The 25741-nt window shown below is 68.0% G+C and carries 22 protein-coding genes, 1 tRNA gene and 1 pseudogene; 15 read left to right on the top strand and 9 right to left on the bottom strand.

Annotated features, from left to right (window positions below; all coding sequences use genetic code 11):
* Positions 1–33 precede the first annotated feature (33 nt).
* The 5 genes from SNA_RS02275 (at position 34) to trxA (ending at position 5015) form a co-directional block, all read left to right on the top strand.
* Positions 34–1755, top strand: coding sequence for a protein kinase family protein (locus tag SNA_RS02275; protein WP_044362839.1), 1722 nt, complete (start codon positions 34–36; stop codon positions 1753–1755).
* 148 nt (positions 1756–1903) lie between these two features.
* Entirely contained in the window at positions 1904–2599 is a 696-nt protein-coding gene (gene sigM / locus SNA_RS02280; RefSeq protein ID WP_030064452.1) for an RNA polymerase sigma factor SigM, read from the top strand.
* Positions 2596–3546: an anti-sigma factor family protein gene (locus SNA_RS02285; RefSeq protein ID WP_044362841.1), complete on the top strand. Its 951-nt coding sequence runs from the start codon at positions 2596–2598 to the stop codon at positions 3544–3546. The genes sigM and SNA_RS02285 overlap by 4 nt, the downstream gene beginning before the upstream one ends.
* A 112-nt stretch (positions 3547–3658) precedes the next feature.
* A complete protein-coding gene (gene trxB / locus SNA_RS02290; RefSeq protein ID WP_030064450.1) occupies positions 3659–4633 on the top strand; it encodes a thioredoxin-disulfide reductase in 975 nt (324 codons plus the stop codon).
* Between the two features lie 49 nt (positions 4634–4682).
* Entirely contained in the window at positions 4683–5015 is a 333-nt protein-coding gene (gene trxA / locus SNA_RS02295) for a thioredoxin (protein WP_030064449.1), read from the top strand.
* Positions 5016–5090: 75 nt separating this feature from the next.
* Here the strand turns inward: trxA and SNA_RS02300 are convergent, their stop codons facing one another.
* From SNA_RS02300 to rpmH, 9 genes and pseudogenes are all read right to left on the bottom strand, one after another.
* On the bottom strand, positions 5091–5708 hold the full coding sequence (locus tag SNA_RS02300) for a GNAT family N-acetyltransferase (RefSeq protein WP_030064448.1): 618 nt from the start codon (positions 5706–5708) through the stop codon (positions 5091–5093).
* 307 nt (positions 5709–6015) lie between these two features.
* A complete protein-coding gene (locus SNA_RS02305) occupies positions 6016–7116 on the bottom strand; it encodes a ParB/RepB/Spo0J family partition protein (protein ID WP_078969613.1) in 1101 nt (366 codons plus the stop codon).
* Positions 7113–8180, bottom strand: a complete 1068-nt coding sequence (locus SNA_RS02310) for an AAA family ATPase (protein WP_078969614.1) — start codon at positions 8178–8180, stop codon at positions 7113–7115. The genes SNA_RS02305 and SNA_RS02310 overlap by 4 nt, the downstream gene beginning before the upstream one ends.
* Positions 8181–8484: 304 nt before the next feature.
* Positions 8485–9201 (bottom strand): 16S rRNA (guanine(527)-N(7))-methyltransferase RsmG, encoded by a 717-nt coding sequence (gene rsmG, locus SNA_RS02315; RefSeq protein ID WP_044362858.1) that lies wholly within the window; start codon positions 9199–9201, stop codon positions 8485–8487.
* A 140-nt stretch (positions 9202–9341) separates the two neighbouring features.
* Positions 9342–9848 carry a Jag family protein gene (locus SNA_RS02320; protein ID WP_030064444.1) on the bottom strand — a complete coding sequence of 169 codons (507 nt, stop codon included), beginning with the start codon at positions 9846–9848 and terminating at the stop codon, positions 9342–9344.
* Positions 9849–9862: 14 nt separating this feature from the next.
* Entirely contained in the window at positions 9863–11023 is a 1161-nt protein-coding gene (yidC, locus tag SNA_RS02325) for a membrane protein insertase YidC (protein WP_030064443.1), read from the bottom strand.
* A 3-nt stretch (positions 11024–11026) separates the two neighbouring features.
* A complete protein-coding gene (gene yidD / locus SNA_RS02330; RefSeq protein ID WP_030064442.1) occupies positions 11027–11344 on the bottom strand; it encodes a membrane protein insertion efficiency factor YidD in 318 nt (105 codons plus the stop codon).
* Between the two features lie 95 nt (positions 11345–11439).
* A pseudogene (gene rnpA / locus SNA_RS02335) lies at positions 11440–11799 on the bottom strand (ribonuclease P protein component); the annotation flags it as partial.
* Between the two features lie 23 nt (positions 11800–11822).
* The gene (gene rpmH / locus SNA_RS02340; RefSeq protein WP_003949374.1) at positions 11823–11960 is read right to left on the bottom strand and encodes a 50S ribosomal protein L34; all 138 of its coding nucleotides are present in this window, start codon (positions 11958–11960) and stop codon (positions 11823–11825) included.
* Positions 11961–12338: 378 nt separating this feature from the next.
* Between rpmH and dnaA the strand changes: the two genes are divergently transcribed.
* From dnaA to SNA_RS39080, 10 genes are all read left to right on the top strand, one after another.
* Complete coding sequence (dnaA, locus tag SNA_RS02345; protein WP_078969615.1) at positions 12339–14201, top strand: chromosomal replication initiator protein DnaA; 1863 nt, start codon at positions 12339–12341, stop codon at positions 14199–14201.
* 1012 nt (positions 14202–15213) lie between these two features.
* Positions 15214–16344, top strand: coding sequence for a DNA polymerase III subunit beta (dnaN, locus tag SNA_RS02350; RefSeq protein ID WP_030064438.1), 1131 nt, complete (start codon positions 15214–15216; stop codon positions 16342–16344).
* A gap of 180 nt (positions 16345–16524) precedes the next feature.
* A complete protein-coding gene (gnd, locus tag SNA_RS02355) occupies positions 16525–17403 on the top strand; it encodes a phosphogluconate dehydrogenase (NAD(+)-dependent, decarboxylating) (protein WP_030064437.1) in 879 nt (292 codons plus the stop codon).
* Positions 17404–17444: 41 nt separating this feature from the next.
* Positions 17445–18581: a DNA replication/repair protein RecF gene (recF, locus tag SNA_RS02360; RefSeq protein ID WP_030064436.1), complete on the top strand. Its 1137-nt coding sequence runs from the start codon at positions 17445–17447 to the stop codon at positions 18579–18581.
* Positions 18578–19111, top strand: coding sequence for a DciA family protein (locus SNA_RS02365; RefSeq protein ID WP_030064435.1), 534 nt, complete (start codon positions 18578–18580; stop codon positions 19109–19111). Before recF ends, SNA_RS02365 begins: the two co-directional genes overlap by 4 nt.
* A gap of 468 nt (positions 19112–19579) precedes the next feature.
* Entirely contained in the window at positions 19580–21610 is a 2031-nt protein-coding gene (gyrB, locus tag SNA_RS02370) for a DNA topoisomerase (ATP-hydrolyzing) subunit B (protein WP_420823451.1), read from the top strand.
* Between the two features lie 50 nt (positions 21611–21660).
* Positions 21661–24285 (top strand): DNA gyrase subunit A, encoded by a 2625-nt coding sequence (gene gyrA, locus SNA_RS02375; protein ID WP_030064433.1) that lies wholly within the window; start codon positions 21661–21663, stop codon positions 24283–24285.
* Positions 24286–24300: 15 nt separating this feature from the next.
* Positions 24301–24963 carry a DUF3566 domain-containing protein gene (locus SNA_RS02380; RefSeq protein ID WP_030064432.1) on the top strand — a complete coding sequence of 221 codons (663 nt, stop codon included), beginning with the start codon at positions 24301–24303 and terminating at the stop codon, positions 24961–24963.
* Positions 24964–25052: 89 nt separating this feature from the next.
* Positions 25053–25126 (top strand) — tRNA-Ile (locus tag SNA_RS02385).
* 231 nt (positions 25127–25357) lie between these two features.
* Positions 25358–25492 carry a DLW-39 family protein gene (locus tag SNA_RS39080; RefSeq protein WP_003958712.1) on the top strand — a complete coding sequence of 45 codons (135 nt, stop codon included), beginning with the start codon at positions 25358–25360 and terminating at the stop codon, positions 25490–25492.
* The last annotated feature ends 249 nt before the right edge of the window (positions 25493–25741 follow it).

Here is a 25741-nt window from a genome sequence, read left to right on the forward strand (position 1 = left end):
GAGCCTGCAACGGATGGGGAGGCAGGAACGACGGTGGCGGAACGGAGCACGGCTGCCGTCGACGTGGCCGACACGAGCGGTGAGGAGCCGCTGACCGGCAAGGCGGGTCAGGCCACGGACGACGGAGCGGAGGCCGAAAAGGTATCCGGCGGGGAAAAGGACACCGCCCGCACCGACGAGATCGGTGCCGCGGCTGCCGAGGCCCAGCCACCGGATCTGCACAGCGGCCACAAGCTCGCCAGACGTTACCGCCTCGAGGAGTGCGTCACCCGTCTGGACGGATTCAGCAGCTGGCGCGCGGTCGACGAAAAGCTGCGCAGAGCGGTCGGCGTGCACATCCTGCCCGCCGACCATCCCCGGGCCCGTCCGGTGCTGTCGGCGGCCCGCTCCTCTGCGCTCCTCGGCGATCCCCGGTTCGTCCAGGTCCTCGACGCCGTCGAGGAGAACGACCTCGTCTACGTCGTCCACGAATGGCTGCCGGACGCCATCGAGCTCACGACCGTCCTCGCGAACGGCCCGCTCGAAGCGCACGACGCCTACCAGCTCGTCAGCCAGGTCTCCCAGGCCATGGCCGCCGCGCACCGCGAGGGTCTGGCGCATTTGCGGATCACTCCCGGTTCGGTGCTGCGCACGGAGTCCGGCCAGTACCGCATCCGCGGCCTGGCCGTCATGGCCGCACTGCGCGGCATCACCTGTGACCACCCCCAGCGCACGGACACCGAGGCGATCGGCGCACTGCTGTACGCCGCCCTGACCCAGCGCTGGCCCTACGACAACGACGCCTACGGCCTCACCGGCCTACCCAAGGGCGTCGGGCTGATCCCGCCCGATCAGGTGCGGGCAGGAGTCCATCGCGGCCTGTCCGAGCTCGCCATGCGCGCGCTCGTCAACGACGGCGCCACGGCCTCCCGCCAGGAACAACCCTGCACCACGCCGGAGGAGCTGGCCAAGGCTGTTGCGGCGATGCCTCGCATCCGACCGCCGGAGACGGCCTTCAACACGCCGCCGCCCTACCAGCGCACCGGATACCAGCAGGGAACCTACCGTCAGTCACCGGCCCACAACGGTCAGTCCGGACGGCCGACGCAGGCCATTCCCACCCCACCGCCCCCACTGCAGAGCCGTACCGGCAAGGCACTGAAGTGGTCCGTCTCCGCTCTGCTCATCACGGCACTGGGACTGGGCAGCTGGCAGCTGGCGGACACCCTGCTCAAGCTGGAGGGCGACAAGGAGGATCCGGGCAGCTCGCAGACGACCGGCAGCAAGGACAAGAAGCCGGTCAGCAAACCGATCAAGATCCAAAACGCCGGAGAGTACTACCCGGACGGCAAACCGCAGCACGTCGACCAGGTCCAGGCCACTTACGACGGAAACCCCAACACCTACTGGCGCAGCAAGAGCTTCAAGGACGGCCCGGACCTGAATCCGGTCTTCAAGGAGGGCGTCGGACTCGTCTACGACCTCGGCTCGAAGCAAGGCATAAGCAGCGCGTCGATCGGTCTGCACTACGGCGGCCCTCACACCACCGTGACGTTGTACGCGGCCAACTCGCTCTCGCCGTCGGAGCCGCTGAGTTCCATGCAGAAGCTCGGCACGACACAGACATCGCAGACGACGGCGGAGGTCAAGCTGAAGAAGCCGGCGAAAGCGCGCTACGTCCTGGTGTGGATCACCGCGATGCCGTACTCGCCTCGGGATGAGTACAGCGATCCCGGCTTCAAGCAGGCCGTGACGGAGGTTTCCTTCACGAGCTGAGCCGTCGGCAGACGTACCGGCTGTCCAAAAATTGCGCGGGGCCCCGGCCGGATGGAACGGCCGGGGCCCCGAATTCATCGGCATTTACTTTCCTGACCTGGCGGGCTTCAATGGGGTCCGAGATCAGGCAGCTACGGCCGGGGGGCCCGTGTCCACCGACAGCGACGAGGCTTCGACACCAACCGACGCCGATCTCCTCGCCCTGCATGTGAAGGGCGACCCCGACGCGTTCGGGGAGATCGTCCGACGGCACCGCGACCGGCTCTGGGCCGTGGCATTGCGCACTCTCGGCGATCGGGAAGAGGCCGCCGACGCCGTCCAGGACGCTCTGGTCTCCGCGTATCGCGCGGCCCACACCTTCCGAGGGCAGTCCGCCGTCACGACGTGGCTGCACCGCATCACGGTGAACGCCTGCCTGGACCGGGCCCGCAAGGCTGCCTCCCGGCGCACCTCGCCCGTCGCCGAGACCGAGCGGCTGGAACAGCTCCTCGAACCCCAGGAGTCCGCTGCCGTCCCCGCCGAGCGGCAGGATCTGTACCGGCAGTTGCTCGGTGCGCTGCGCACGCTTCCCGAAGAGCAGCGCGCCGCTCTTGTTCTCGTCGATATGCAGGGCTATCCGGTCGCCGAGGCCGCCGCGATCCTCGGGATCCCGACGGGGACGGTGAAGAGCCGCTGCGCACGGGGCCGTGCTCGGCTTCTCCCCTTGGTCACCCATCTGCGCGCCGACGACGGGGATAGCCGACCCATGAGCGGGGGAAGGAACCGGGCGCAGGGGACATCCGTCCCACCGACGACAGGACCGAACGACACAGGTGCGGTGAAGGGCGGAGGTGGGCGGGCGTGACATCGACGACCGGCTCTGGTGAGCACCCGGAGGTCTCCGAGATCTCCGACCTCACAGACGGACTTCTGCCCCCGCCCCGCACCACAGAACTCCGCGACCATCTCGTCGGCTGTCCGCTCTGCGCAGACGTCTGTGCGTCCCTGGAGGAGATCCGCGGGCTGCTCGGCACGCTCCCCGGTCCGGCGAGGATGCCCGCCGATGTCGCCGGCCGCATCGACGCCGCTCTCGCAGCCGAGGCGCTGCTGGACTCCACCTCGCCCGCCACGGGGACTCTTGTTTCACGTGAAACATCGGCCCATGTTTCACGTGAAACATGGGCCGCCGCCGCCTCGGTTTCACGTGAAACCGATGTGGAATCGCCCACACGCGGCGCGCTCTCGGACCGACCGGCGGGGCACCCTCGACGCTCCTCCGGACCTGGTCGGCGGACGCCGGGCAGCCGGTCCCCGCGGGCACGGCGCTGGCCCCGGATCCTGCTCGGTACGGCGGCCGCGGCAGCCCTCGGCATGGGCGGTCTCCTCCTTCAGAACGCTGCCACAGACGGCTCTCCGACGACCATGCGGCAGCACGCGAGCTCGTCCCCCGAGCAGGGCTCCGGCGGCGCGGCCCTCACCTCCGCGTCCCTCGGAGCGCATGTGCACAGCCTGCTTGCGGCACGGCAGCCGCACAAATCCCCGGAGGTCGGTACCCGCAGCTCTCCCGAGACGCCGCTACGGGGCCATGGCGACACTGTCCCCTCGTGTGTGCGCCAAGGCATCGGCCGTACGGAAATGCCGCTCGCCTCCAGCCACAACACCTACAACGGCAAGGACGCCTATCTCGTCGTGCTGCCGAATTCGTCCGACCCGTCACGCGTCTCCGCCTATGTGGTGTCGTCCTCGTGTGTCTCGGCCACACCTCCGGTCCCCGGCAAGGTTCTGCTGACCCACTCGTACCAGCGAGACTGAACAACGGAACGTGCTCTGCGACACCCCGGGAATGCACGCCCCGTAGGATCCGTTGGGTGGGATGAGAGTTCCCAGCCCCAGCAAGCAGTCGGCAGAGACAAGGAAGACACCCGTGAGCGACGTCCGCAACGTGATCATCATCGGCTCCGGGCCCGCGGGCTACACCGCAGCGCTCTACACCGCCCGCGCGTCCCTGAAGCCGCTGATCTTCGAAGGTGCCGTCACCGCCGGCGGCGCGCTGATGAACACCACCGACGTGGAGAACTTCCCCGGTTTCCGCGAGGGCATCATGGGGCCGGACCTCATGGACAACATGCGCGCCCAGGCCGAGCGCTTCGGTGCCGAGCTCGTGCCGGACGACATCGTCGCTGTCGATCTCTCGGAGGAGATCAAGACCGTCACCGACACTGCCGGGAACGTGCACCGGGCGAAGGCCGTCATCGTCGCCACCGGCTCCCAGCACCGCAAGCTCGGGCTGCCTCGTGAGGACGAGCTGTCCGGCCGTGGCGTCTCGTGGTGCGCGACCTGCGACGGGTTCTTCTTCAAGGGCCAGGACATCGCCGTCATCGGCGGCGGCGACACCGCGATGGAAGAGGCCACCTTCCTCTCCCGCTTCGCCAACTCCGTCACCGTCGTCCACCGCCGCGACGTCCTGCGCGCCAGCAAGGCGATGCAGGATCGTGCCTTCGCCGACCCGAAGATCAAGTTTGTGTGGGACAGCGAGGTCGGCGAGGTCCACGGTGAGAACAAGCTCACCGGCCTGACGCTGCGCAATGTCAAGACCGGCGAGACCTCCGAGCTCCCGGTGACCGGTCTGTTCATCGCGATCGGCCACGACCCGCGGACCGAGCTCTTCAAGGGCCAGCTGAACCTGGACGACGAGGGCTACCTCAAGGTCGAGGCGCCCAGCACCCGGACGAACCTGGCAGGCGTCTTCGCCGCCGGTGACGTCGTCGACCACACCTACCGCCAGGCGATCACCGCGGCCGGCACGGGGTGTGCTGCCGCCCTCGACGCCGAGCGGTTCCTCGCGGCGCTGACGGACGGAGAGGCCACGGCCGAGCCGGACAAGACCGCCTCCGCCTGACCCTCGCCACCCCCCAGCTTTTCACCACCCACCCACTAAGGAGATTGCCATGGCCGGCGCCACGGTGACCGTGACGGACGACAACTTCGAAGAGGTCGTCCTCAAGAGCGACAAGCCCGTACTCGTGGACTTCTGGGCCACCTGGTGCGGCCCGTGCCGCCAGATCGCTCCGTCCTTGGAGGCCATTGCCGCCGAGCACGACGAGATCGTCATCGCCAAGCTGAACACGGACGAGAACCCAGCGACCACCGCCAAGTACGGCGTCATGTCCATCCCGACCATGAACGTCTACCAGAACGGCGAGGTCGTGAAGACCATCGTCGGCGCCAAGCCGAAGGCCGGGATCGAGCGCGAGCTGGTGGACTTCCTCGTCGCCAAGTAATCGCGTCAACGTTTCACGTGAAACATTGGGCCCGCCCCCTCCCGGGGACGGGCCCAATGTCTGTTCCGCCGCGTACTACAGCGGCCTCAACGCGGGTTCCTTCTGTACGGCTCCCAGCAAGCGGTCGAGGGCAAGCTCTACGTCTTCCTTCCACGAGATGGTGGCCCGCAGCTCAAGGCGCAGCCGCGGATAGCGCGGATGGGGGCGTACGGTCTTGAAGCCCACCGCGAGGAGATGGTCGGCGGGCAGCACACAGGCCGGCTCGGTCCAACGGGCATCGCCGAAGGCTTCGATGGCCTTGAACCCGCGCTGGATGAGGTCCTTGGCAACCGTCTGCACCATCACCCGGCCCAGCCCCTGCCCTTGATAACCAGGCGTCAGCCACGCCGTGAGCAACTGCACCGCATCCGCCGACACCGGACTGGTGGGAAAGGCCATGGACCGGGGCACATAGGCCGGCGGGGCGTACATCACAAAGCCGACCGGGACGTCGTCGACATAGACCACCCGCCCGCAGGACCCCCACTCCAGAAGAACCGCCGAGATCCAGGCTTCCTTCTCCAGCTCGGGCCGGCCCGTCTTTACTGCGGCTTCGCCGCTGACGGGGTCGAGCTCCCAGAAGACACAGGAGCGGCAGCGCTTGGGGAGATCCGGAAGGTTGTCGAGCGTGAGCGGTACGAGCCGACGGCCCATGAAGCCAGGTCCTCACTTCCCTCGCCTGCCGCACCGCGCAGTGCCGTCAGCGCCGCCTGCTCCCTGAGCAGACCGCCGACGAACCCTCCGACGGCAGCAAGGCCGAACCCCGCTGCCAACAGTCCGGTGCGGCTCACTGATCGCATGGCCTCTCCTCTTTGTGAGGTCTCTCCATGTGGATGCGTGCCATACCCGATCGCATCGTATCCACCCTTTACGGGCACGGGTACCGACGGAGCGCAAAGGGCGGGCCGTGTTCCGGTATGGACTCCGGAACACGGCCCGCCCGGGAGCCGAACCCGTCAGCTCATTCCTTGTCGTCGCTCTCCTCGGCGAGCGACTTGCCCAGCACCGGACCCTCATCCGGAGCCAGGGTGCCGAGAATGCGCTCCAGATCGTCTATCGAGGCGAACTCGACGACGATCTTTCCCTTCTTCTGGCCGAGGTCGACCTTCACCCGCGTTTCGAAGCGGTCGGACAGCCGGGTGGCAAGACCGGTGAGCGCAGGGGACACACGAGTACCCGCACGCGGCTTCTTGGTCTTGGCCGCGCTCTTCGGGTCGGCCGCCAGCAACTTCACGATCTCCTCGAGGCTGCGCACCGACAGCCCCTCTCGCACCGTGCGGCTGGCGAGGTGCTCCTGCTCCTCGTGGTCCTCCACGGTGAGCAGGGCGCGTGCATGCCCCGCGGAGAGCACGCCTGCCGCAAGCCTGCTCTGAACCGCCGGCGCCAGCTTCAGAAGCCGCAGGGTGTTGGTGACCTGCGACCGTGACCGGCCGATCCGGTCCGCCAGCTCGTCATGGGTGCAGGAGAAGTCCTTCAGCAGCTGGTCGTAGGCGGCTGCCTCTTCCAGTGGATTGAGCTGCGCCCGATGCAGATTCTCCAGAAGCGCATCGAGCAGCATCTTGCCGTCTTCCGTGGCGCGGACGATGGCAGGAACCTTCTCCAGCCCCGCCTCGCGGCACGCCCGCCAGCGGCGCTCACCCATGATGAGCTCATAGTTCTCCGGCACGGTCTGCCGGACCACCACCGGCTGAAGCAGACCCACCTCCTTGATGGAGATGACCAGCTCGGCGAGCTCCTCGTCGTTGAACACCTTCCGCGGCTGACGCGGGTTCGGCGTGATCGCGTCCAGCGGCACCTCGGCGAAGTACGCGCCCGCGACCTCTGACACGCCCTGAGGCACCGTCTCCGGCTCGGCCGGTGCCTGTGTTTCACGTGAAACATTGTTCGTCGGAAGAGCGGCAACCTTGGCGGCCGCCACTCCCCGATCCGGTGTCAGTACCGGTACGGCCGACGGTGACGTCGCCCCCCGGCCCACCGCAGGCCCGGCGTTGTCCGTGCTCTGCGGTGCCGCGGGGATCAGCGCACCGAGCCCACGGCCCAGCCCTCTACGTCGTTCGCTCACTGAGTCCCCTCCGACATGCTGTGCTGACCTTCATAGTTGACCGCGAGGCCCTGACCATCGGCCTGAGAAACCCCGCGCAAGGCGATCTCTTTGGCCGCTTCGAGATACGAGAGTGAACCGCTGGACCCCGGGTCATAGGTGAGCACCGTCTGCCCATAACTGGGCGCCTCGGAGATACGCACCGAGCGGGGGATGCTCGTACGGAGCACCTCACTGCCGAAGTGGCTGCGCACCTCATCGGCGACCTGAGAGGCCAGTCGGGTACGCCCGTCGTACATGGTGAGCAGAATCGTCGAGACATGGAGCTTGGGATTGAGGTGTCCCCGCACCAGATCGACATTCCGCAGCAGCTGTCCCAGGCCCTCCAGCGCGTAGTACTCACACTGAATCGGGATGAGCACCTCGGCGCCGGCGACCAGAGCATTCACGGTCAGCAGCCCCAGCGAGGGCGGGCAGTCGATAAGGATGTAGTCCAGCGGCTGCTCATATGCCTTGATGGCTCGGTCCAGCCGGCTCTCCCGCGCTACGAGAGAGACCAGCTCGATCTCCGCACCGGCCAGGTCGATCGTGGCAGGCGCACAGAACAGGCCCTCCACATCCATCACCGGCTGCACCACGTCGGACAGCGGCTTGCTGTCCACCAGCACGTCATAGATCGACGGCACCTCGGCGTGATGGTCGATCCCCAGTGCCGTCGAGGCATTGCCCTGGGGATCGAGGTCGATCACCAGAACCCGTGCCCCGTGGAGGGCCAGGGAGGCCGCCAGATTCACCGTGGTCGTGGTCTTGCCGACCCCGCCCTTCTGGTTGGCGACCACCATGACCCGCGTCTGCTCGGGTCGTGGCAGCCCTCCCGTGCGGCCGATTGCCTCCACCGCAAGCTGAGCTGCACGACCGATCGGGGTGTCGTCCATCGGGGGCGGTGTTTCACGTGAAACATCGTCCCCGAACGACTCGTTACGGGGACCGGGGACCGGATCGGTCATCGGTCCCGCGATGTTGGCGTCGGACCGCAAGGATTCACTCTCCTCGACATCAGGCTCGCAATGAGCAGAGCCTGCCATGCTTTCGGCGTCGTGAACCAGTGAGGTCCGTTCTCCTGTGGACAAACCCGCTTCTGTGGATACTTCCGTACCCCTTGTGGGTTTCCGGCCACGCGGCGCGGCGGCCGCACGGCCACGGTCGATGATCCCTTGCAGCAGAGAACGATGTTTCACGTGAAACACGATGCCAGCGCCGCGCCCGATTAAGCCGCGACACTCCGTCTTATGCTCTTTTGATGGCGTTTATGGAATTCGCCCCAATTGATGGCTCATGGAGGAATCTCCCGTAGCGGCATGCCGGCCTGGGAATCTCCCGCAGCGGGGGTCAGCGGCGGCGACCCCTTGATGCACGGGCGGCCTTCGCCCGCTTGGCGGCAAAGCGCACCCCGCCCGGGCTCTCACCGACCTCGACCCGCACCACCGTCGACGGCGGATCCACAATGCCCTCGCCCACATGGACCACCGACGTCTCCACCACACCGAGCTTGCTCAGCGCGGCCCGGGCGCCCTTGAGTTCCTCCTCCGCCGCATCGCCCTTGAGCGCCAGCATCTCGCCGTAGGGCCGCAGCAGCGGCACACCCCCCCCCGCCAGCCGGTCGAGCGGTGCCACGGCCCGTGCCGTCACCACATGCACCTGTGGGATCTTGCCCATGACCTCTTCGGCCCGGCCCCGCACCACCGTCACATGATCCAGTCCGAGCAGCTCGACGACCTCCTCAAGGAACGTCGTACGGCGCAGCAGCGGCTCCAGCAGCGTGATCTTCAGATCCGGGCGCACCAGCGCCAGCGGGATCCCGGGCAGCCCGGCCCCCGATCCCACATCGCAGACCGAGACACCCTCCGGAACCACCTCGGAGAGCACCGCACAGTTCAGCAGATGCCGCTCCCACAGCCGCGGCACCTCGCGCGGGCCGATGAGCCCCCGCGTCACCCCCGCGTCGGCGAGCAGTTCGCCGTACCGCACAGCCTCCGGAAAGAGCTCACCGAATACCTCCTGCGCTGCCTTCGGCGCAGGAGGAAGCTCCGCTGCTGCCTCCGTCACGGGAACCGCCCTTCCTCTGGACTGTTTGTTCTGCCGGGACCCAGGGATATGCCCCAGGGCCCGGAATAGCACAGATCGCTGACAACATTTGGCCCCGTCTGCGAGCAGACGGGGCCAAAGACAAACGAAGCGCTGAAAGGTCAGGCCGGGAGGACGACCACTCGGCGCTGCGGCTCCTCGCCCTCGGACTCGCTGCGCAGCCCGGCCGCGGCCACCGCGTCATGCACGACCTTGCGCTCGAACGGCGTCATCGGGTCGAGCTTGACCGGCTTACCGGTGCCCTTGGCCTCCTCCGCCGCCTTCGCACCGATCTGCGTGAGCTGCTCGCGCTTGCGCGCACGGAACCCGGCGATGTCCAGCATCAGACGGCTGCGGTCACCGGTCTCGCGGTGCACGGCCAGCCGGGTCAGCTCCTGCAGCGCCTCCAGCACCTCACCGTCACGGCCCACCAGCTTCTGCAGATCGCGGCTGGTCGCATCGCTGATGATCGACACCGCGGCACGGTCGGCCTCGACGTCCATGTCGATATCGCCGTCGAGGTCGGCGATGTCCAGCAGACCCTCGAGGTAGTCGGCCGCGATCTCGCCTTCCTGCTCGAGGCGGGTCAGGGTGTCGGTGCCCTTGGTGCCAGGGGTCGTGTCCGTCACGAAAGGACTCCTTCTTACTTCTTGGACGGGTGCTTGGGGCGCTGCTGGCCCTTGCGCTGTCCGGACTTGGTGTTACGGGACCCGGCGGCGGAGGAGCCCTTCGCGGACGCGCCGCCCTGCTCCGTGCCCTCCTGCGCGGCCTTCTTCTCCAGCGACGGCTTCTTCGCGGCACCCTGGCCCGACGAGGCACCGTCCGCCGACCCCGCCCGCGTACGGTTCTGCGAGGTTCCGTCGGCGGCGGGCGCGGAGTGCTGACGCTTGGCCTTGGGCTGACGCTTGGGCTGCTGGCGGTTCTGGCGCGCCTCCTCGGCGGCCTGCTTCGCGGCGACCTCGGCGGGGTCCTCGACCACCTTGCCCTTGGCCCGCAGCCGCTCCTGGCGCTCGTTGAAGGCCCGGCTGCCCGGAGTGGGGTTCCGGCGGATGACGAACATCTGCTGGCCCATGGTCCACACGTTGGTGGTCAGCCAGTAGACGAGAACACCGACGGGGAAGTTGATACCGAAGACGGCGAACATGATCGGGAAGACGTACATCAGCATCTTCTGCTGCTGCATGAACGGCGTCTTCACCGTGAGGTCGACGTTCTTCGTCATCAGCTGGCGCTGCGTGTAGAACTGCGACGCCGACATCATGATGATCATGATGACCGTGACGACGCGGACGTTGGTGACCGAAGCCCCCAGGCTCTCGATCTTCGCCGCGGTGTCCATGAACTTCGCCGCCAGAGGAGCACCGAAGATGTGCGCCTTCTGCGCGCTCTGCAGCAGCGTCTGGTCGATGACACCGACCGTCTTGCCGTTCGCGATGTGGCTGAGGACCTGGTACAGCGAGATGAAGAACGGCGACTGCGCCAGAATCGGGAGACAGCTCGAGAGCGGGTTGGTGCCCGTCTCCTTGTAGAGCTTCATCATCTCTTCGGACTGGCGCTGCTTGTCGCTCTTGTAGCGCTCCTGGATCGCCTTCATCTTCGGCTGCAGCGCCTGCATGTTCCGCGTCGCCTTGATCTGCTTCACGAAGAGCGGGATCAGGCAGATACGGATCAGCACCACCAGCGAGACGATGGACAGACCCCACGCCGCGCCACTGTTCGGGTTAAAGATCAGGCTGAAGAACGAGTGGAACTGGACGATGATCCAGGAAACGGCGTAATAGAGAGGATTCAGGATCGTGTCCACGAATCAGGCTCCTTGGGCGTTGGGCTGAGTCTCGGGCTGGGCGGCGGGGTCATGGACGACAGTCCCGCCCAGACGGCTCCTCAGCCGCTGATGCCAGACCGGACGCTTCCGGGGAGGGACGTGGTCGACGCCACCGAGCGACCACGGGTTGCAGCGCAGGATGCGCCAGGCGGTCAGCGCAGTCCCTTTCACCGCGCCGTGCCGGTCGATGGCCGTGTAGCCATAGTGCGAGCACGACGGGTAGTACTTGCAGACCGGGCCCAGCAGGGGGCTGATGGTCCACTGGTAGATCTTGATCAAAAGCAGCAGCGGGTACTTCACTGTGCGCTCCCTCCCGGGTCCCGTCCGGGGTTCCGGGGGCCCGCGGCGTAGCCGCCGCCGGTCGTGGCCCCGGTGGGATTGCAGCCTTTCGGCACCCCTCCCAGCAGCCGCTCGAGAGCGGCGTCCAGGTCGCGGGCCAGCTGATCGTGCTCCGCAGCACCCGCGCCGGGCAGGGCCCGTACGACAACCAGGCTACCGGCGGGCAGCCGGTCGAGCCGATCACGCATGAGGTGACGAAGCCTCCGCTTGACCTTGTTGCGTACGACAGCGACGCCAACGGCCTTGCTCACGACGAAACCCGCACGCGTCGGGGGAACACGTTCCCCCGACGCGTGCGGGTCCGTTGCACCGCTACGAAAATGCACGACAAGGAGCGGGCGCCCGGCCCTGCGTCCCCGGCGTACCGCGGTCGCAAAGTCCTCGCGCCGCCTCAGCCGATGCTCGGTAGGCAGCACGTCATGGACCTAGGTCAGGCTGCTCAGGCCGACAGGCGGGCGCGACCCTTGCCACGGCGGGACGCGAGGATCGCGCGGCCGGCACGGGTCCGCATGCGCAGACGGAAGCCGTGGGTCTTCGCACGACGGCGGTTGTTCGGCTGGAAGGTGCGCTTGCTCACTCGGGGACTCCAGGAATGCTTGTTGTCTCAGGGCGAGACAGGATGTGGGGCGTCCATGGCTGTCACCGTGCGCCCACGAGTAGCTCGCAACGCCCAAGTGCACCGCTTCACGATCGCCCAGAGCGCGATCTTTGCCCATCGGAGGCAGGCGGCAGCAGCCATCGACAACTCGACCTGGTCACGGTACGCGCGGCTGCGCCATCCGGTCAAACCGGCTCTGGGCGCCCCTACGCGGGCCCTTGTCAGGACACACTATGCACAGCCTGTGGACAACAACTTGAATCCGCAGGCCCGGCCTGACTACCGTTGCTGAACTCCGATTCCTTCCCGCCCGTCCTGAGAATCACACATTCGTGGGACTGTGAGAGAGCGTGCCTTGTGGCTGAAGTCCCTGCCGATCTTGCCGCAGTGTGGCCGCGCGTACTCGACCACCTCCTGCGTGCCGAGGCCGACGGCCTCAAGCCCAAGGACCAGGACTGGCTCAAGCGCACCCAGCCGCTGGCGCTGGTCGCCGACACCGCACTGCTCGCCGTCCCCAATGAATTCGCCAAGGGCGTGCTCGAAGGGCGGCTCGGACCGCTGATCGGGAAGGCGCTCACCCACGAGTGCGGGCGGCAGATCCGGATCGCGATCACCGTTGACAACTCCTCCGAGGAGCCGCCGGCCCCGTCCGCGCCCCCCTCGTCCCCGGCGCCGCAGCAGCCGTACTCCCAGCAGCACCCACAGCCCTCGCACCAGCCGTCCCATCAGGCGCAGCCGCAGCATGACGCCTACGACGGCTACGACAACCGGCACGACAACCGGCACGAGACGCGGCACGAAACCCGGCAGGGCTACGGGCACCAGGGCGACGATCTGCCCACCGTCCGGCCCTCCTACCCCGACTACCAGCAGCCCCGGCACGAGCCCGGCGCCTGGCCGCAGCACCCCACCACGATGGGCGGCGGCCCCGGCCCCCGCGACGACTACGGCTGGCAGCAGCAGCCGCTCGGCGGCTTCCCCGACCGCGACCCGTCCCCGGAGCCCTGGCGCGAGCCGTACGCCTCCGGGCCCCCCTCCCACCAGCAGAACGACTACCGCTCGCCGCGCCGCGACCCGGCCGAGCACCAGCCGCCCGGCCGGTCCGGCGGCCCCTCGCTGCCCGCGCCCAGCGGTGCCCCCGGCCCACTCGCCGCGCAGCCGGCGCCGGCGACCGGCCCCGGGGAGCCCACCGCGCGGCTGAACCCGAAGTACCTCTTCGACACCTTCGTCATCGGTGCCTCCAACCGCTTTGCGCACGCCGCAGCGGTCGCGGTCGCCGAGGCGCCGGCCAAGGCGTACAACCCGCTGTTCATCTACGGCGAATCCGGTTTGGGCAAGACCCATCTGCTGCACGCCATCGGGCACTACGCGCGGAGCCTGTATCCGGGGACCCGGGTGCGGTATGTGAGCTCGGAGGAGTTCACCAACGAGTTCATCAACTCCATCCGCGACGGCAAGGCGGACGCGTTCCGCAAGCGCTACCGCGACATGGACATCCTGCTGGTCGACGACATCCAGTTCCTGGCGAGCAAGGAGTCGACGCAGGAGGAGTTCTTCCACACCTTCAACACGCTGCACAACGCCAACAAGCAGATCGTGCTGTCCTCGGACCGGCCGCCCAAGCAGCTGGTCACCCTGGAGGACCGGCTGCGCAATCGCTTCGAGTGGGGCCTGATCACCGACGTCCAGCCGCCCGAGCTGGAGACGAGGATCGCGATCCTCCGTAAGAAAGCGGTGCAGGAGCAGCTCAACGCGCCGCCGGAGGTGCTGGAGTTCATCGCCTCGCGGATCTCGCGGAACATCCGTGAGCTGGAGGGCGCGCTGATCCGCGTCACGGCGTTCGCCTCGCTCAACCGGCAGCCGGTGGACCTGGGGCTGACCGAGATCGTCCTCAAGGATCTGATCCCCGGAGGCGAGGACGCGGCACCGGAGATCACCGCCACCGCGATCATGGCATCCACCGCCGACTACTTCGGGCTGACCGTCGACGACCTGTGCGGCTCCTCGCGCAGCCGGGTACTGGTCACCGCCCGCCAGATCGCCATGTATCTGTGCCGTGAGCTGACCGATCTGTCGCTTCCGAAGATCGGCGCGCAGTTCGGCGGGCGGGACCATACGACCGTGATGCACGCCGACCGCAAGATCCGCGCGCTGATGGCCGAGCGGCGCTCGATCTACAACCAGGTCACCGAGCTGACCAATCGCATCAAGAACGGCTGATCGCCGGCCGCGGCAAGCGGCCACAGGCGCTTTCAGGGCGCTCCGGAGATGTGCTTTCCGGAGCGCCCTTCGTCGTCCGGGGCTCGCCTCGTCCGGGGGTCTCGTCGTACGGGCATGTCGCGGTACGGGCCGCCGGCCCAGCGCCCGCGGGGCGCTCCGTGGACGACGACGAGCCGCATGCGAGCCCGTCTGAAGCCGCTCCGGTACGCCGCTCCCGCACCCTTCGCCCTCATCCCAAACCTGTGGAGCGCGCCGGCCGTGTTCGATTCCGCACCGGGTCACGGCCTCTCTCCACAGATTGGGCAAGAATCTTCCCTCCACACCCTGGGGAGAGGAAAGTTATCCCTGGGGAATCCACAGGGCGGCGGCCTGACGAGGCATCGGGGGAGGTCAGGCGGGTGTGGATTTGTGGTCAACCGCAATCCACAGACTGTGGACAAAGATTTCGTCCACAGCGAGGCGCGCGACTTGTCCACCGGCTGCCCACAGGAGAAGCGGTGTTGTCCCCAGTGATCCCCAGCTTCTCCACACCACTGTCCACTGTTCGGCAACCCGACACCGCCGCTCACCGGGCCGAGTGAAAGCCGTCACATCAAGTTGGCTGGTTGGGCTGTGGGGAACCGGGGTAAAGCTGGGGATGGCACTGGGGAGAACTGCCCGTCCCCTGTGCATGGGGTGTGCAGAACTTTCGGCGGTCCACAGAACCGCCCGCTTATCCACGGCCGCCGCCCACAGGGCCGGTGGACAAAAATGCCGCGCTGACCTGCGCAAAGGAAGTTGTCCACGGTTTCCACAGGCCCTACTACTACGACCACGGATATCTACCGGGGACTTCGCTTGAAAGCGGGGGCTGTGCACAACTTGGCCGCCGAGCGCCCGAGCCGGGCCGAGTCGACTTGACCCCGAGCAGCGCCGACTGTCAGCGGTGTGCGTCAGACTGGTCTCCGGCAACCCAGCCGATGACGAGATCCAGCAGGGCGTAGAAGCCAGCAACAGCAGGAGGCGGTTTCCGGTGAAGATCCGGGTGGAGCGCGATGTACTCGCGGAGGCAGTGGCCTGGGCGGCCAAGAGCCTCCCGGCCCGTCCGCCGGTGCCCGTCCTCGCGGGCCTCCTGCTGAAGGCGGAGGACGGCGCACTGAGCCTCTCCGGCTTCGACTACGAGGTCTCGGCGCGGGTCTCGGTGGACGCCGAGGTCGAGGAGGAGGGCACCGTTCTCGTCTCCGGTCGGCTGCTCGCCGACATCTGCCGGGCGCTCCCCAACCGCCCGGTGGAGATCTCCACAGACGGTGTACGAGTCACCGTCGTCTGCGGCTCCTCGCGCTTCACCCTCCACACCCTGCCTGTGGAGGAGTACCCGTCCCTGCCGACGATGCCCACCGCCACCGGCACCGTCCCCGGTGAGGTCTTCGCCGCTGCCGCCGCCCAGGTGGCCATCGCCGCCGGCCGTGACGACACGCTGCCGGTGCTCACCGGCGTACGGATCGAGATCGAGGGCGACACCGTCACGCTGGCCTCCACCGACCGCTACCGCTTCGCGGTCCGTGAGTTCCTGTGGAAGCCCGAGAGCCCGGATGCCTCCGCCGTCGCGCTGGTCCCGGCCAAGACGCTGCTGGACACCGCCAAGTCGCTGAGCAGCGGCGACACCGTCACGCTGGCGCTCTCGGGCTCTGGTGCGGGCGAGGGGCTGATCGGCTTCGAGGGCGCCGGGCGCCGTACGACCACCCGGCTGCTCGAGGGTGACCTGCCCAAGTACCGCACGCTGTTCCCGACCGAGTTCAACTCCGTCGCCGTGATCGAGACCGCGCCGTTCGTCGAGGCGGTCAAGCGTGTGGCGCTGGTGGCCGAGCGGAACACCCCGGTGCGGCTGAGCTTCGAACAGGGTGTGCTCATCCTGGAGGCCGGCTCCAGCGACGATGCACAGGCTGTGGAGAGGGTCGACTCGGATCTGGACGGCGACGACATCTCGATCGCCTTCAACCCCGGTTTCCTCCTGGAGGGCCTGTCGGCCATCGACTCGCCGGTGGCGCAGCTGTCGTTCACGACCTCCACCAAGCCCGCCCTGCTGAGCGGCCGTCCCGCCAAGGACGCCGAGGCGGACGACGCCTACAAGTACCTGATCATGCCGGTGCGGCTGAGCGGCTGATGCGGCCGGGGCCGGCCGCTGACGGCAGTCCCGTAGAGCGCTCGGCCGCTCATCGGAGCCCTTGCGGCGTCCGGCCGACAAGCCCCCGATGAGCGCCTGAGCCCACAGCTGTGCACGCGGTCGCGGGCGTAGGCTCGGACCCGGGTACGAACGAACGACTACGTGCAAAGAGGGTCTCTGATGGAGCTCGGTCTCGTCGGTCTCGGCAAGATGGGCGGCAATATGCGCGAGCGCATTCGCCGCGCCGGCCACACCGTCGTCGGATACGACCGCAACCCGGACCTGGCTGATGTCGACAGCCTCAAGGAGCTTGTGGACAAGCTCAAGGGTCCGCGGGTCGTCTGGGTCATGGTGCCGGCCGGTGCCGCCACCCAGTCGACGATCGACGAACTGGCCGAGCTGCTCTCGCCCGGCGACATCGTCGTGGACGGCGGCAACTCCCGCTGGACCGACGACGAGAAGCACGCCGAGGAGCTCAAGGCCAAGGGCATCGGCTTCGTCGACTGCGGTGTCTCCGGCGGCGTGTGGGGCCTGGAGAACGGCTATGCGCTGATGTACGGCGGCGCGGCGGACGACGTCGCCAAGGTGCAGCCGGTCTTCGACGCCCTCAAGCCCGAGGGCGAGTTCGGCTCGGTGCACGCCGGCAAGGTCGGCGCCGGCCACTTCGCCAAGATGGTCCACAACGGCATCGAGTACGCGATGATGCAGGCCTTCGCCGAGGGCTGGGAGCTGCTGGAGAAGGTCGACTCCGTCACGGACGTGCGCGAGATCTTCCGCTCCTGGCAGGAGGGCACGGTCATCCGTTCCTGGCTGCTGGACCTGGCCGTCAACGCTCTCGACGACGACGAGCACCTGGAGAAGCTGCGCGGCTACGCCGCCGATTCCGGTGAAGGCCGCTGGACCGTCGAGGCCGCGATCGACAACGCCGTGCCGCTGCCCGCGATCACGGCCTCGCTCTTCGCGCGGTTCGCCTCCCGCCAGGACGACTCCCCGCAGATGAAGATGATCGCCGCGCTGCGCAACCAGTTCGGTGGCCACGCGGTCGAGAGCAAGAAGTAACCCGCAACACCCGCAGCCGGGGGAGGTCGTCGCACCACGTCATGCACGTTACGCATCTCTCGCTCGCCGACTTCCGCTCGTACGCCCGGGTCGAGGTTCCGCTCGACCCGGGCGTCACGGCTTTTGTGGGCCCCAACGGCCAGGGCAAGACCAATCTCGTCGAGGCCGTCGGATATCTGGCGACGCTCGGCAGCCACCGGGTCTCCTCCGATGCGCCGCTGGTACGGATGGGCGCCGAACGCGCGATCATCCGCGCCGCGGTCGTCCAGGGCGAGCGGCAGCAGCTGGTGGAGCTGGAGCTCAACCCGGGCAAGGCCAACCGCGCCAGGATCAACCGCTCCTCGCAGGTCAGACCGCGGGATGTGCTGGGCATCGTACGGACGGTGCTGTTCGCGCCGGAGGATCTGGCCCTGGTCAAGGGCGACCCCGGCGAGCGCCGCCGGTTCCTGGACGAGTTGATCACGGCGCGCTCGCCGCGGATGGCGGGCGTGCGCTCCGACTACGACCGTGTCCTCAAGCAGCGCAACACTCTGCTGAAGACGGCGGCGCTGGCGCGCCGGCACGGCGGTCGGCAGATGGACCTGTCGACGCTGGATGTATGGGACCAGCATCTGGCCCGTGCGGGCGCCGAGCTGCTGGCGCAGCGGCTGGACCTGATCGCCACGGTGCAGCCGCTGGCGGACAAGGCGTATGAGCAGCTGGCACCCGGCGGCGGGCCGCTGGCGCTCGAGTACCGCGGTTCGGCGGGCGAGGCGATGGCCGGCGCCTCCAGCCGCGAGGAGCTGTACGGCGTGCTGCTGGCGGCCCTGGGCGAGGCTCGTAAGAGCGAGATCGAGCGCGGGGTGACGCTCATCGGCCCCCATCGCGACGATCTGGTGCTGAAGCTGGGAGAGCTCCCGGCGAAGGGCTACGCCAGTCACGGCGAGTCCTGGTCGTACGCGCTGGCGCTGCGGCTGGCCTCGTACGACCTCCTGCGGGCCGAGGGAAATGAGCCGGTCCTCGTCCTCGATGACGTTTTCGCGGAGCTGGACGCCCGGCGGCGGGAGCGGCTGGCGGAGCTGGTGGCGCCGGGCGAGCAGGTGCTGGTGACGGCCGCGGTGGACGACGATGTGCCGGGGGTGCTGGTCGGAGCGCGCTATGCGGTGTCCGGCGGCGCCGTGGAAAAGGTGACCTTGTGAGCGCGGAACTTCCCGACCGGCCCAAGCCTCCCGAGCTGTCCGGAGTAGACCTGGCCCGGCAGGCGCTGGTGGCCGCCAAGGAACAGGCACGGGCCCGGGGCGCGGCCGCGCAGCAGAAGAAGCAGGCCCGCCGTGGCGGGCTGCGGTCGGGTGCGCGGGCGGACGGCCGTGATCCGCTGCCCCTGGGTGCGGCGATCAACCGGCTGATCACGGAACGCGGCTGGGAAACCCCGGCGGCGGTCGGCGGGGTCATGGGGCGCTGGCCGCAGCTGGTCGGGCCCGAGGTCGCACAGCACTGTGAGCCGCAGCGGTACGACGAGGACGCCCGGGTGCTGACCGTGCAGTGTGACTCCACGGCGTGGGCGACGCAGCTGCGGCTGCTCGCCCCCCAGCTGGTGCGTCGGCTCAACGAGGACCTGGGCCAGGGGACCGTAAAGGTGATCAAGGTGCTGGGGCCCGGCGGCCCGGCCCGGCGGTACGGGGCGCTGCGGGCGCCCGGCAGCAAGGGCCCCGGCGACACCTACGGCTAGACACCTGCGCCGAGGCCCTACGCCAAGGCCCCGACCGCGGGCAGCGGGCGATGTTTCACGTGAAACATCGCCGTGCCCGGCCTTGCCACCCCGCCGCGCCGACCGATGTTTCACGTGAAACATCGACAACGGCGCGGGCCTCGCGCCCCGTGCGACGCCTGTCCGCGCATGGGGTGCCTGAGACGCCGCTCACGGTAGCCGGCGGTTGACAGTCGGAAGCGCTGAGTGCCCGCGTGAGCGTCCTGAGGCCCCTTGTCGAATATGGGGAGTCGGCGGACGTCAGTTCAGGGCGGCACATGACGACTCAGGTGCCTGCAAACCCCCATGAGTGTCAGCGCTAACGGTAGACTGGTGGCAATCCCGCCCACTCGCGGAACATGTCGAACGACGCAGCCGTTCTCGCCTGTCTTTTCTGGGGGTGCCCCGCAGGCGCGGAAACGGCTCGTGCTGTGCCAGAAAGGGCGCTTCGTGGCCGACTCCGGCGACCTCAACGAGAACAACACGGCTGCTAATGAAGAGGGGGTTCCTGCCGGCGCCATGGGCGACTCCTCCGTGGAGAAGTCGTACGACGCCAGCGCGATCACCGTCCTCGAAGGACTGGACGCGGTCCGTAAGCGCCCCGGCATGTACATCGGCTCGACCGGCGAGCGCGGTCTGCACCACCTCGTGCAGGAGGTCGTCGACAACTCCGTTGACGAGGCGATGGCCGGTCACGCCGACACGATCGACGTGACGATCCTCGCCGACGGCGGCGTCCGCGTCGTCGACAACGGCCGCGGTATCCCGGTCGGTATCGTGCCGTCGGAGAACAAGCCGGCCGTCGAGGTCGTGATGACGGTGCTGCACGCCGGCGGCAAGTTCGGCGGCGGCGGCTACGCGGTCTCCGGTGGTCTGCACGGCGTGGGTGTCTCCGTCGTGAACGCACTGTCGCAGCGGGTGGCGGTCGAGGTCCGCACGGACGGCTACCGCTGGACGCAGGAGTACAAGCTCGGTGTGCCGACCGCCCCGCTCGCCAAGCACGAGGCGACGGAGGGATCCGGCACCTCGGTGACCTTCTGGGCCGACGGCGACATCTTCGAGACCACCACGTACAGCTTCGAGACGCTCTCCCGCCGCTTCCAGGAGATGGCGTTCCTCAACAAGGGCCTCTCGATCGCGCTGCGCGACGAGCGCCCGGACCATGTGGACGAGGACGGCAACCCGCTCTCCGTCCGCTACCACTACGAGGGCGGCATCGTCGACTTCGTGAAGTACCTCAACTCGCGCAAGGGCGAGCTGGTGCATCCGACGGTGATCGCGGTGGAGGCCGAGGACAAGGAGCGGATGCTCTCGGTCGAGCTCGCCATGCAGTGGAACACCCAGTACAGCGAGGGTGTCTACAGCTTCGCGAACACCATCCACACCCACGAGGGCGGCACCCACGAAGAGGGCTTCCGGGCGGCGCTGACGGGCCTGATCAACCGCTATGCGCGCGACAAGAAGCTGCTGCGGGAGAAGGACGACAACCTCACGGGCGAGGACATCCGCGAGGGTCTGACGGCGATCATCTCGGTCAAGCTCGGCGAGCCGCAGTTCGAGGGCCAGACCAAGACCAAGCTGGGCAACACCGAGGCCAAGACCTTCGTTCAGAAGGTCGTCCACGAGCACCTCACGGACTGGCTGGACCGCAACCCCAACGAGGCCGCGGACATCATCCGCAAGGGCATCCAGGCGGCTACCGCCCGCGTCGCCGCCCGCAAGGCGCGCGATCTGACCCGCCGTAAGGGCCTGCTGGAGACCGCATCGCTGCCGGGCAAGCTGAGCGACTGCCAGTCCAACGACCCCGAGAAGTGCGAGATCTTCATCGTCGAGGGTGACTCCGCCGGCGGCTCGGCCAAATCCGGCCGTAACCCGCAGTACCAGGCGATCCTCCCGATCCGCGGCAAGATCCTCAACGTCGAGAAGGCCCGGGTCGACAAGATCCTGCAGAACAACGAGGTCCAGGCGCTGATCTCGGCTTTCGGCACGGGCGTGCACGAGGACTTCGACATCTCGAAGCTCCGCTATCACAAGATCATCTTGATGGCGGACGCCGATGTCGACGGCCAGCACATCAACACCCTGCTGCTGACCTTCCTCTTCCGGTTCATGCGGCCGCTGGTCGAAGCCGGGCACGTCTACCTCTCCCGCCCGCCGCTGTACAAGATCAAGTGGGGCCGGGACGACTTCGAGTACGCCTACTCGGATCCGGAGCGCGACCATCTGATCGAGCTCGGCAAGCAGAACGGCAAGCGCATCAGGGACGACTCGGTCCAGCGGTTCAAGGGTCTCGGTGAGATGAACGCCGAGGAGCTGCGGGTGACCACCATGGACGCCGATCACCGTGTCCTCGGCCAGGTCTCGCTGGACGACGCGGCCCGCGCGGACGACCTGTTCTCGGTGCTGATGGGTGAGGACGTGGAGGCACGCCGCTCCTTCATCCAGCGCAACGCCAAGGACGTCCGCTTCCTCGACATCTGAGCCCGGTCGGCCCTCACCACAGCCGCCGCTCGAAAGGACTTTGAACAGCAATGGCCGACGAGAACCCCCCTGTGACCCCGGACGGTGTGACCGCCGAGGGCGCGCCCGCCACCATCGAAGGCGTGGGCATGCGCGTCGAGCCCGTCGGGCTCGAGACGGAGATGCAGCGCTCCTACCTCGACTACGCGATGTCCGTCATCGTCTCGCGTGCGCTGCCGGACGTCCGGGACGGCCTCAAGCCCGTCCACCGCCGCGTCCTGTACGCGATGTACGACGGCGGCTACCGCCCCGAGAAGGGCTTCTACAAGTGCGCCCGCGTCGTCGGCGACGTCATGGGTACGTACCACCCGCACGGCGACTCCTCGATCTACGACGCGCTCGTGCGTCTGGCGCAGCCCTGGTCGATGCGGATGCCGCTGGTGGACTCCAACGGCAACTTCGGCTCCCCGGGCAACGACCCGGCCGCGGCCATGCGGTACACCGAGTGCAAGATGAAGTCGCTGTCCATGGAGATGCTCCGGGACATCGACGAGGAGACCGTCGACTTCCAGGACAACTACGACGGCCGTAACCAGGAGCCGACGGTTCTGCCGTCCCGCTTCCCCAACCTCCTGATCAACGGCTCGGCCGGTATCGCGGTCGGTATGGCCACGAACATCCCGCCGCACAACCTGCGCGAGGTCGCGGCCGGTGCCCAGTGGGCGCTGGAGCACCCGGAGGCATCCCACGAGGAGCTGCTGGAAGCGCTGATCGAGCGCATCAAGGGCCCCGACTTCCCCACCGGTGCGCTGGTGGTGGGCCGCAAGGGCATCGAGGAGGCCTACCGCACCGGCCGCGGCTCGATCACGATGCGCGCGGTGGTGGCGGTCGAGGAGATCCAGAACCGCCAGTGCCTGGTGGTCACCGAGCTCCCGTACCAGGTCAACCCGGACAACCTCGCGCAGAAGATCGCCGACCTGGTCAAGGACGGCAAGGTCGGCGGTATCGCGGACGTCCGCGACGAGACCTCCTCGCGCACCGGCCAGCGCCTCGTGATCGTCCTGAAGCGGGATGCGGTCGCCAAGGTCGTTCTCAACAACCTCTACAAGCACACCGACCTGCAGACCAACTTCGGCGCGAACATGCTCGCCCTGGTCGACGGGGTGCCGCGCACGCTCTCGCTGGACGCGTTCATCCGTAACTGGGTCACCCACCAGGTCGAGGTCATCGTCCGCCGGACGAAGTTCCGGCTGCGCAAGGCCGAGGAGCGGGCACACATCCTGCGCGGTCTGCTCAAGGCGCTGGACGCGATCGACGAGGTCATCGCGCTGATCCGGCGCAGCGAGACGGTCGACGTGGCGCGCGAGGGCCTGATGGGCCTGCTGACCATCGACGAGATCCAGGCGAACGCGATCCTGGAGATGCAGCTGCGCCGGCTGGCCGCCCTGGAGCGCCAGAAGATCACCGCCGAGCACGACGAGTTGCAGCGCAAGATCAACGAGTACAACGCGATCCTGGCCTCGCCGGAGCGCCAGCGCCAGATCATCAGCGAGGAACTGGCCGCGATCGTCGAGAAGTTCGGCGACGACCGGCGCTCCAAGCTGGTGCCCTTCGAGGGCGACATGTCCATCGAGGACCTGATCGCCGAGGAGGACATCGTCGTCACGATCACCCGTGGCGGCTATGTGAAGCGCACCAAGACCGACGACTACCGCTCGCAGAAGCGCGGCGGCAAGGGCGTGCGGGGCACGAAGCTCAAGGAAGACGACATCGTCGACCACTTCTTCGTCTCGACCACCCACCACTGGCTGCTGTTCTTCACGAACAAGGGCCGGGTCTACCGCGCGAAGGCGTACGAGCTGCCGGACGCGGGCCGCGATGCGCGCGGTCAGCACGTGGCCAACCTGCTCGCCTTCCAGCCGGACGAGCAGATCGCGCAGATCCTGGCGATCCGCGACTACGAGGCCGCGCCGTACCTGGTGCTCGCCACCAAGGCCGGTCTGGTGAAGAAGACGCCGCTCAAGGACTACGACTCGCCCCGCTCCGGCGGTGTGATCGCGATCAACCTGCGCGAGCAGGAGGACGGCAGCGACGACGAGCTGATCGGCGCCGAGCTGGTCTCCGACACCGACGATCTGCTGCTGATCAGCAAGAAGGCGCAGTCGATCCGCTTCACCGCGACCGACGACGCGCTGCGGCCGATGGGCCGGGCCACCTCCGGTGTGAAGGGCATGAGCTTCCGGGAGGGCGATCAGTTGCTCTCGCTGAATGTCGTGCGCGAGGGTACGTTCGTCTTCACCGCCACGGACGGCGGCTATGCCAAGCGGACCGCGGTGGACGAGTACCGCGTCCAGGGCCGCGGCGGCCTCGGCATCAAGGCCGCCAAGATCGTGGAGGACCGGGGTTCGCTGGTCGGCGCCCTGGTGGTCGAGGGGACCGATGAGATCCTCGCGATCACCCTGGGCGGTGGCGTGATTCGTACGCGGGTCAACGAGGTCCGCGAGACGGGCCGTGACACCATGGGCGTCCAACTGATCAACCTGGGCAAGCGAGATGCCGTGGTCGGCATCGCACGGAACGCCGAGGCCGGGCGCGAGGCCGAGGAGGTCGACGGGGACGTTGTCCCCGAGGCGGCCGAGGTGGCCACGGAAGCCGGACCGACGGCGGCCGGGGGCGAGGAGCCCGCGGCGGAGTAGCACGAGGAGCAGGGCGTGAGTGGAGCCACGGGCGCTACGGCGGGCGGACCGGGAGTCGGCAAGGACTCCTCGTCCGGACCCGCGACCGTGACAAAGGACGGCGCCCGTGGCTTCGCCGCGTCCGAAGGTCCCCGAGACGAGGGCTCCAACCAGGGGGGAACCGTGCCCGATACGCGTCAGCCGCAACCAGAGCCCCAGCCGGCCGCTCAGGGCGGCCAGAGCCAGCCCTACCAGCCTCCGCAGGCCTACCGCACCGGTGGCGCCCAGGCCGTGCGCAAGCCCCGCACGGGCGCCGGTACGGTCCCGCGCACCCGCAAGGCCCGGCTGAGGGTGGCGCGCGCCGATCCCTGGTCGGTGATGAAGGTCAGCTTCCTGCTGTCCATCGCACTGGGCATCTGCACCGTCGTGGCCGTCTCGGTGCTGTGGATGGTGATGAACGCGATGGGCGTCTTCTCCACCGTCGGCAGCACGATCAGCGAGGCGACCGGCTCGGGCGAGGGCGGCGGTTTTGATCTCCAGGCGTTTTTGTCGCTTCCGCGGGTGCTGCTGTTCACCTCGATCATCGCGGTGATCGATGTGGTGCTGGCGACCGCGCTGGCGACGCTGGGGGCGTTCATCTACAACCTGTCCGCGGGCTTCGTGGGCGGGGTGGAGCTCACCCTCGCCGAGGACGAGTGACGGCCCTGGTGAGGGGTCCGTCGGGGGCCCTGCCGAACCGATTTTGGGAACGCCTCTGAAGTGCGCTAATCTTTCGGTGCAGCGAACGCGCGGCTATAGCTCAGACGGTTAGAGCGCTTCCCTGATAAGGAAGAGGCCCCAGGTTCAAGTCCTGGTAGCCGCACTGCACACTCGGCCCGGCCGGAGATCTCTCCGGCCGGGCCGATGCGTTGCGGGGACGAATGCCCTCCGGGGCGCCGGGCCGATTCGCCGTACCGGAAGCGGAAGTTGGGCCTCCTGCGAGGTCAGAACGCCGGGTGTAGCCGGGCTCGGCAGAGATAACCGATCGGTATCGGTCGGTGTGTATCATCGGCCGACATAGGTCCCCTACGTCAACGAAAGACGAGGTCGCGCGGTGAAGAAGCTTCTCCTGGTCGCACTGGCCGCCATCGGCGGGCTCCTCGTGTACCGCCAGATCCAGGCGGATCGCGCCGAGCAGGATCTGTGGACGGAGGCGACCGACTCCGTGCCCGCAGGTTCGGGTGTGTGAGACCACAACGCACAGCAGGTACGGACCCCGGTTGCCCTTGGGTGGCCGGGGTTCCGTGCGTCGTGGTCCGTGTGTCAGGGGATCCGGCGTTGTGGCACTGCCGTGACGCCGACTCCTTGAATTTGCGTTAGCACATTACTAACTTGCACTAGCAAAGCTGACGTATGTGCCTTCTCGGCGTGCGTTGACGTGCGGGTGCGCGGATGCGTTGATGTGCGGGAAGAAACGCGCGGCACACGGCGGTACGCG

The organism is Streptomyces natalensis ATCC 27448 (genome assembly GCF_000935125.1).
Lineage (GTDB): Bacteria > Actinomycetota > Actinomycetes > Streptomycetales > Streptomycetaceae > Streptomyces > Streptomyces natalensis.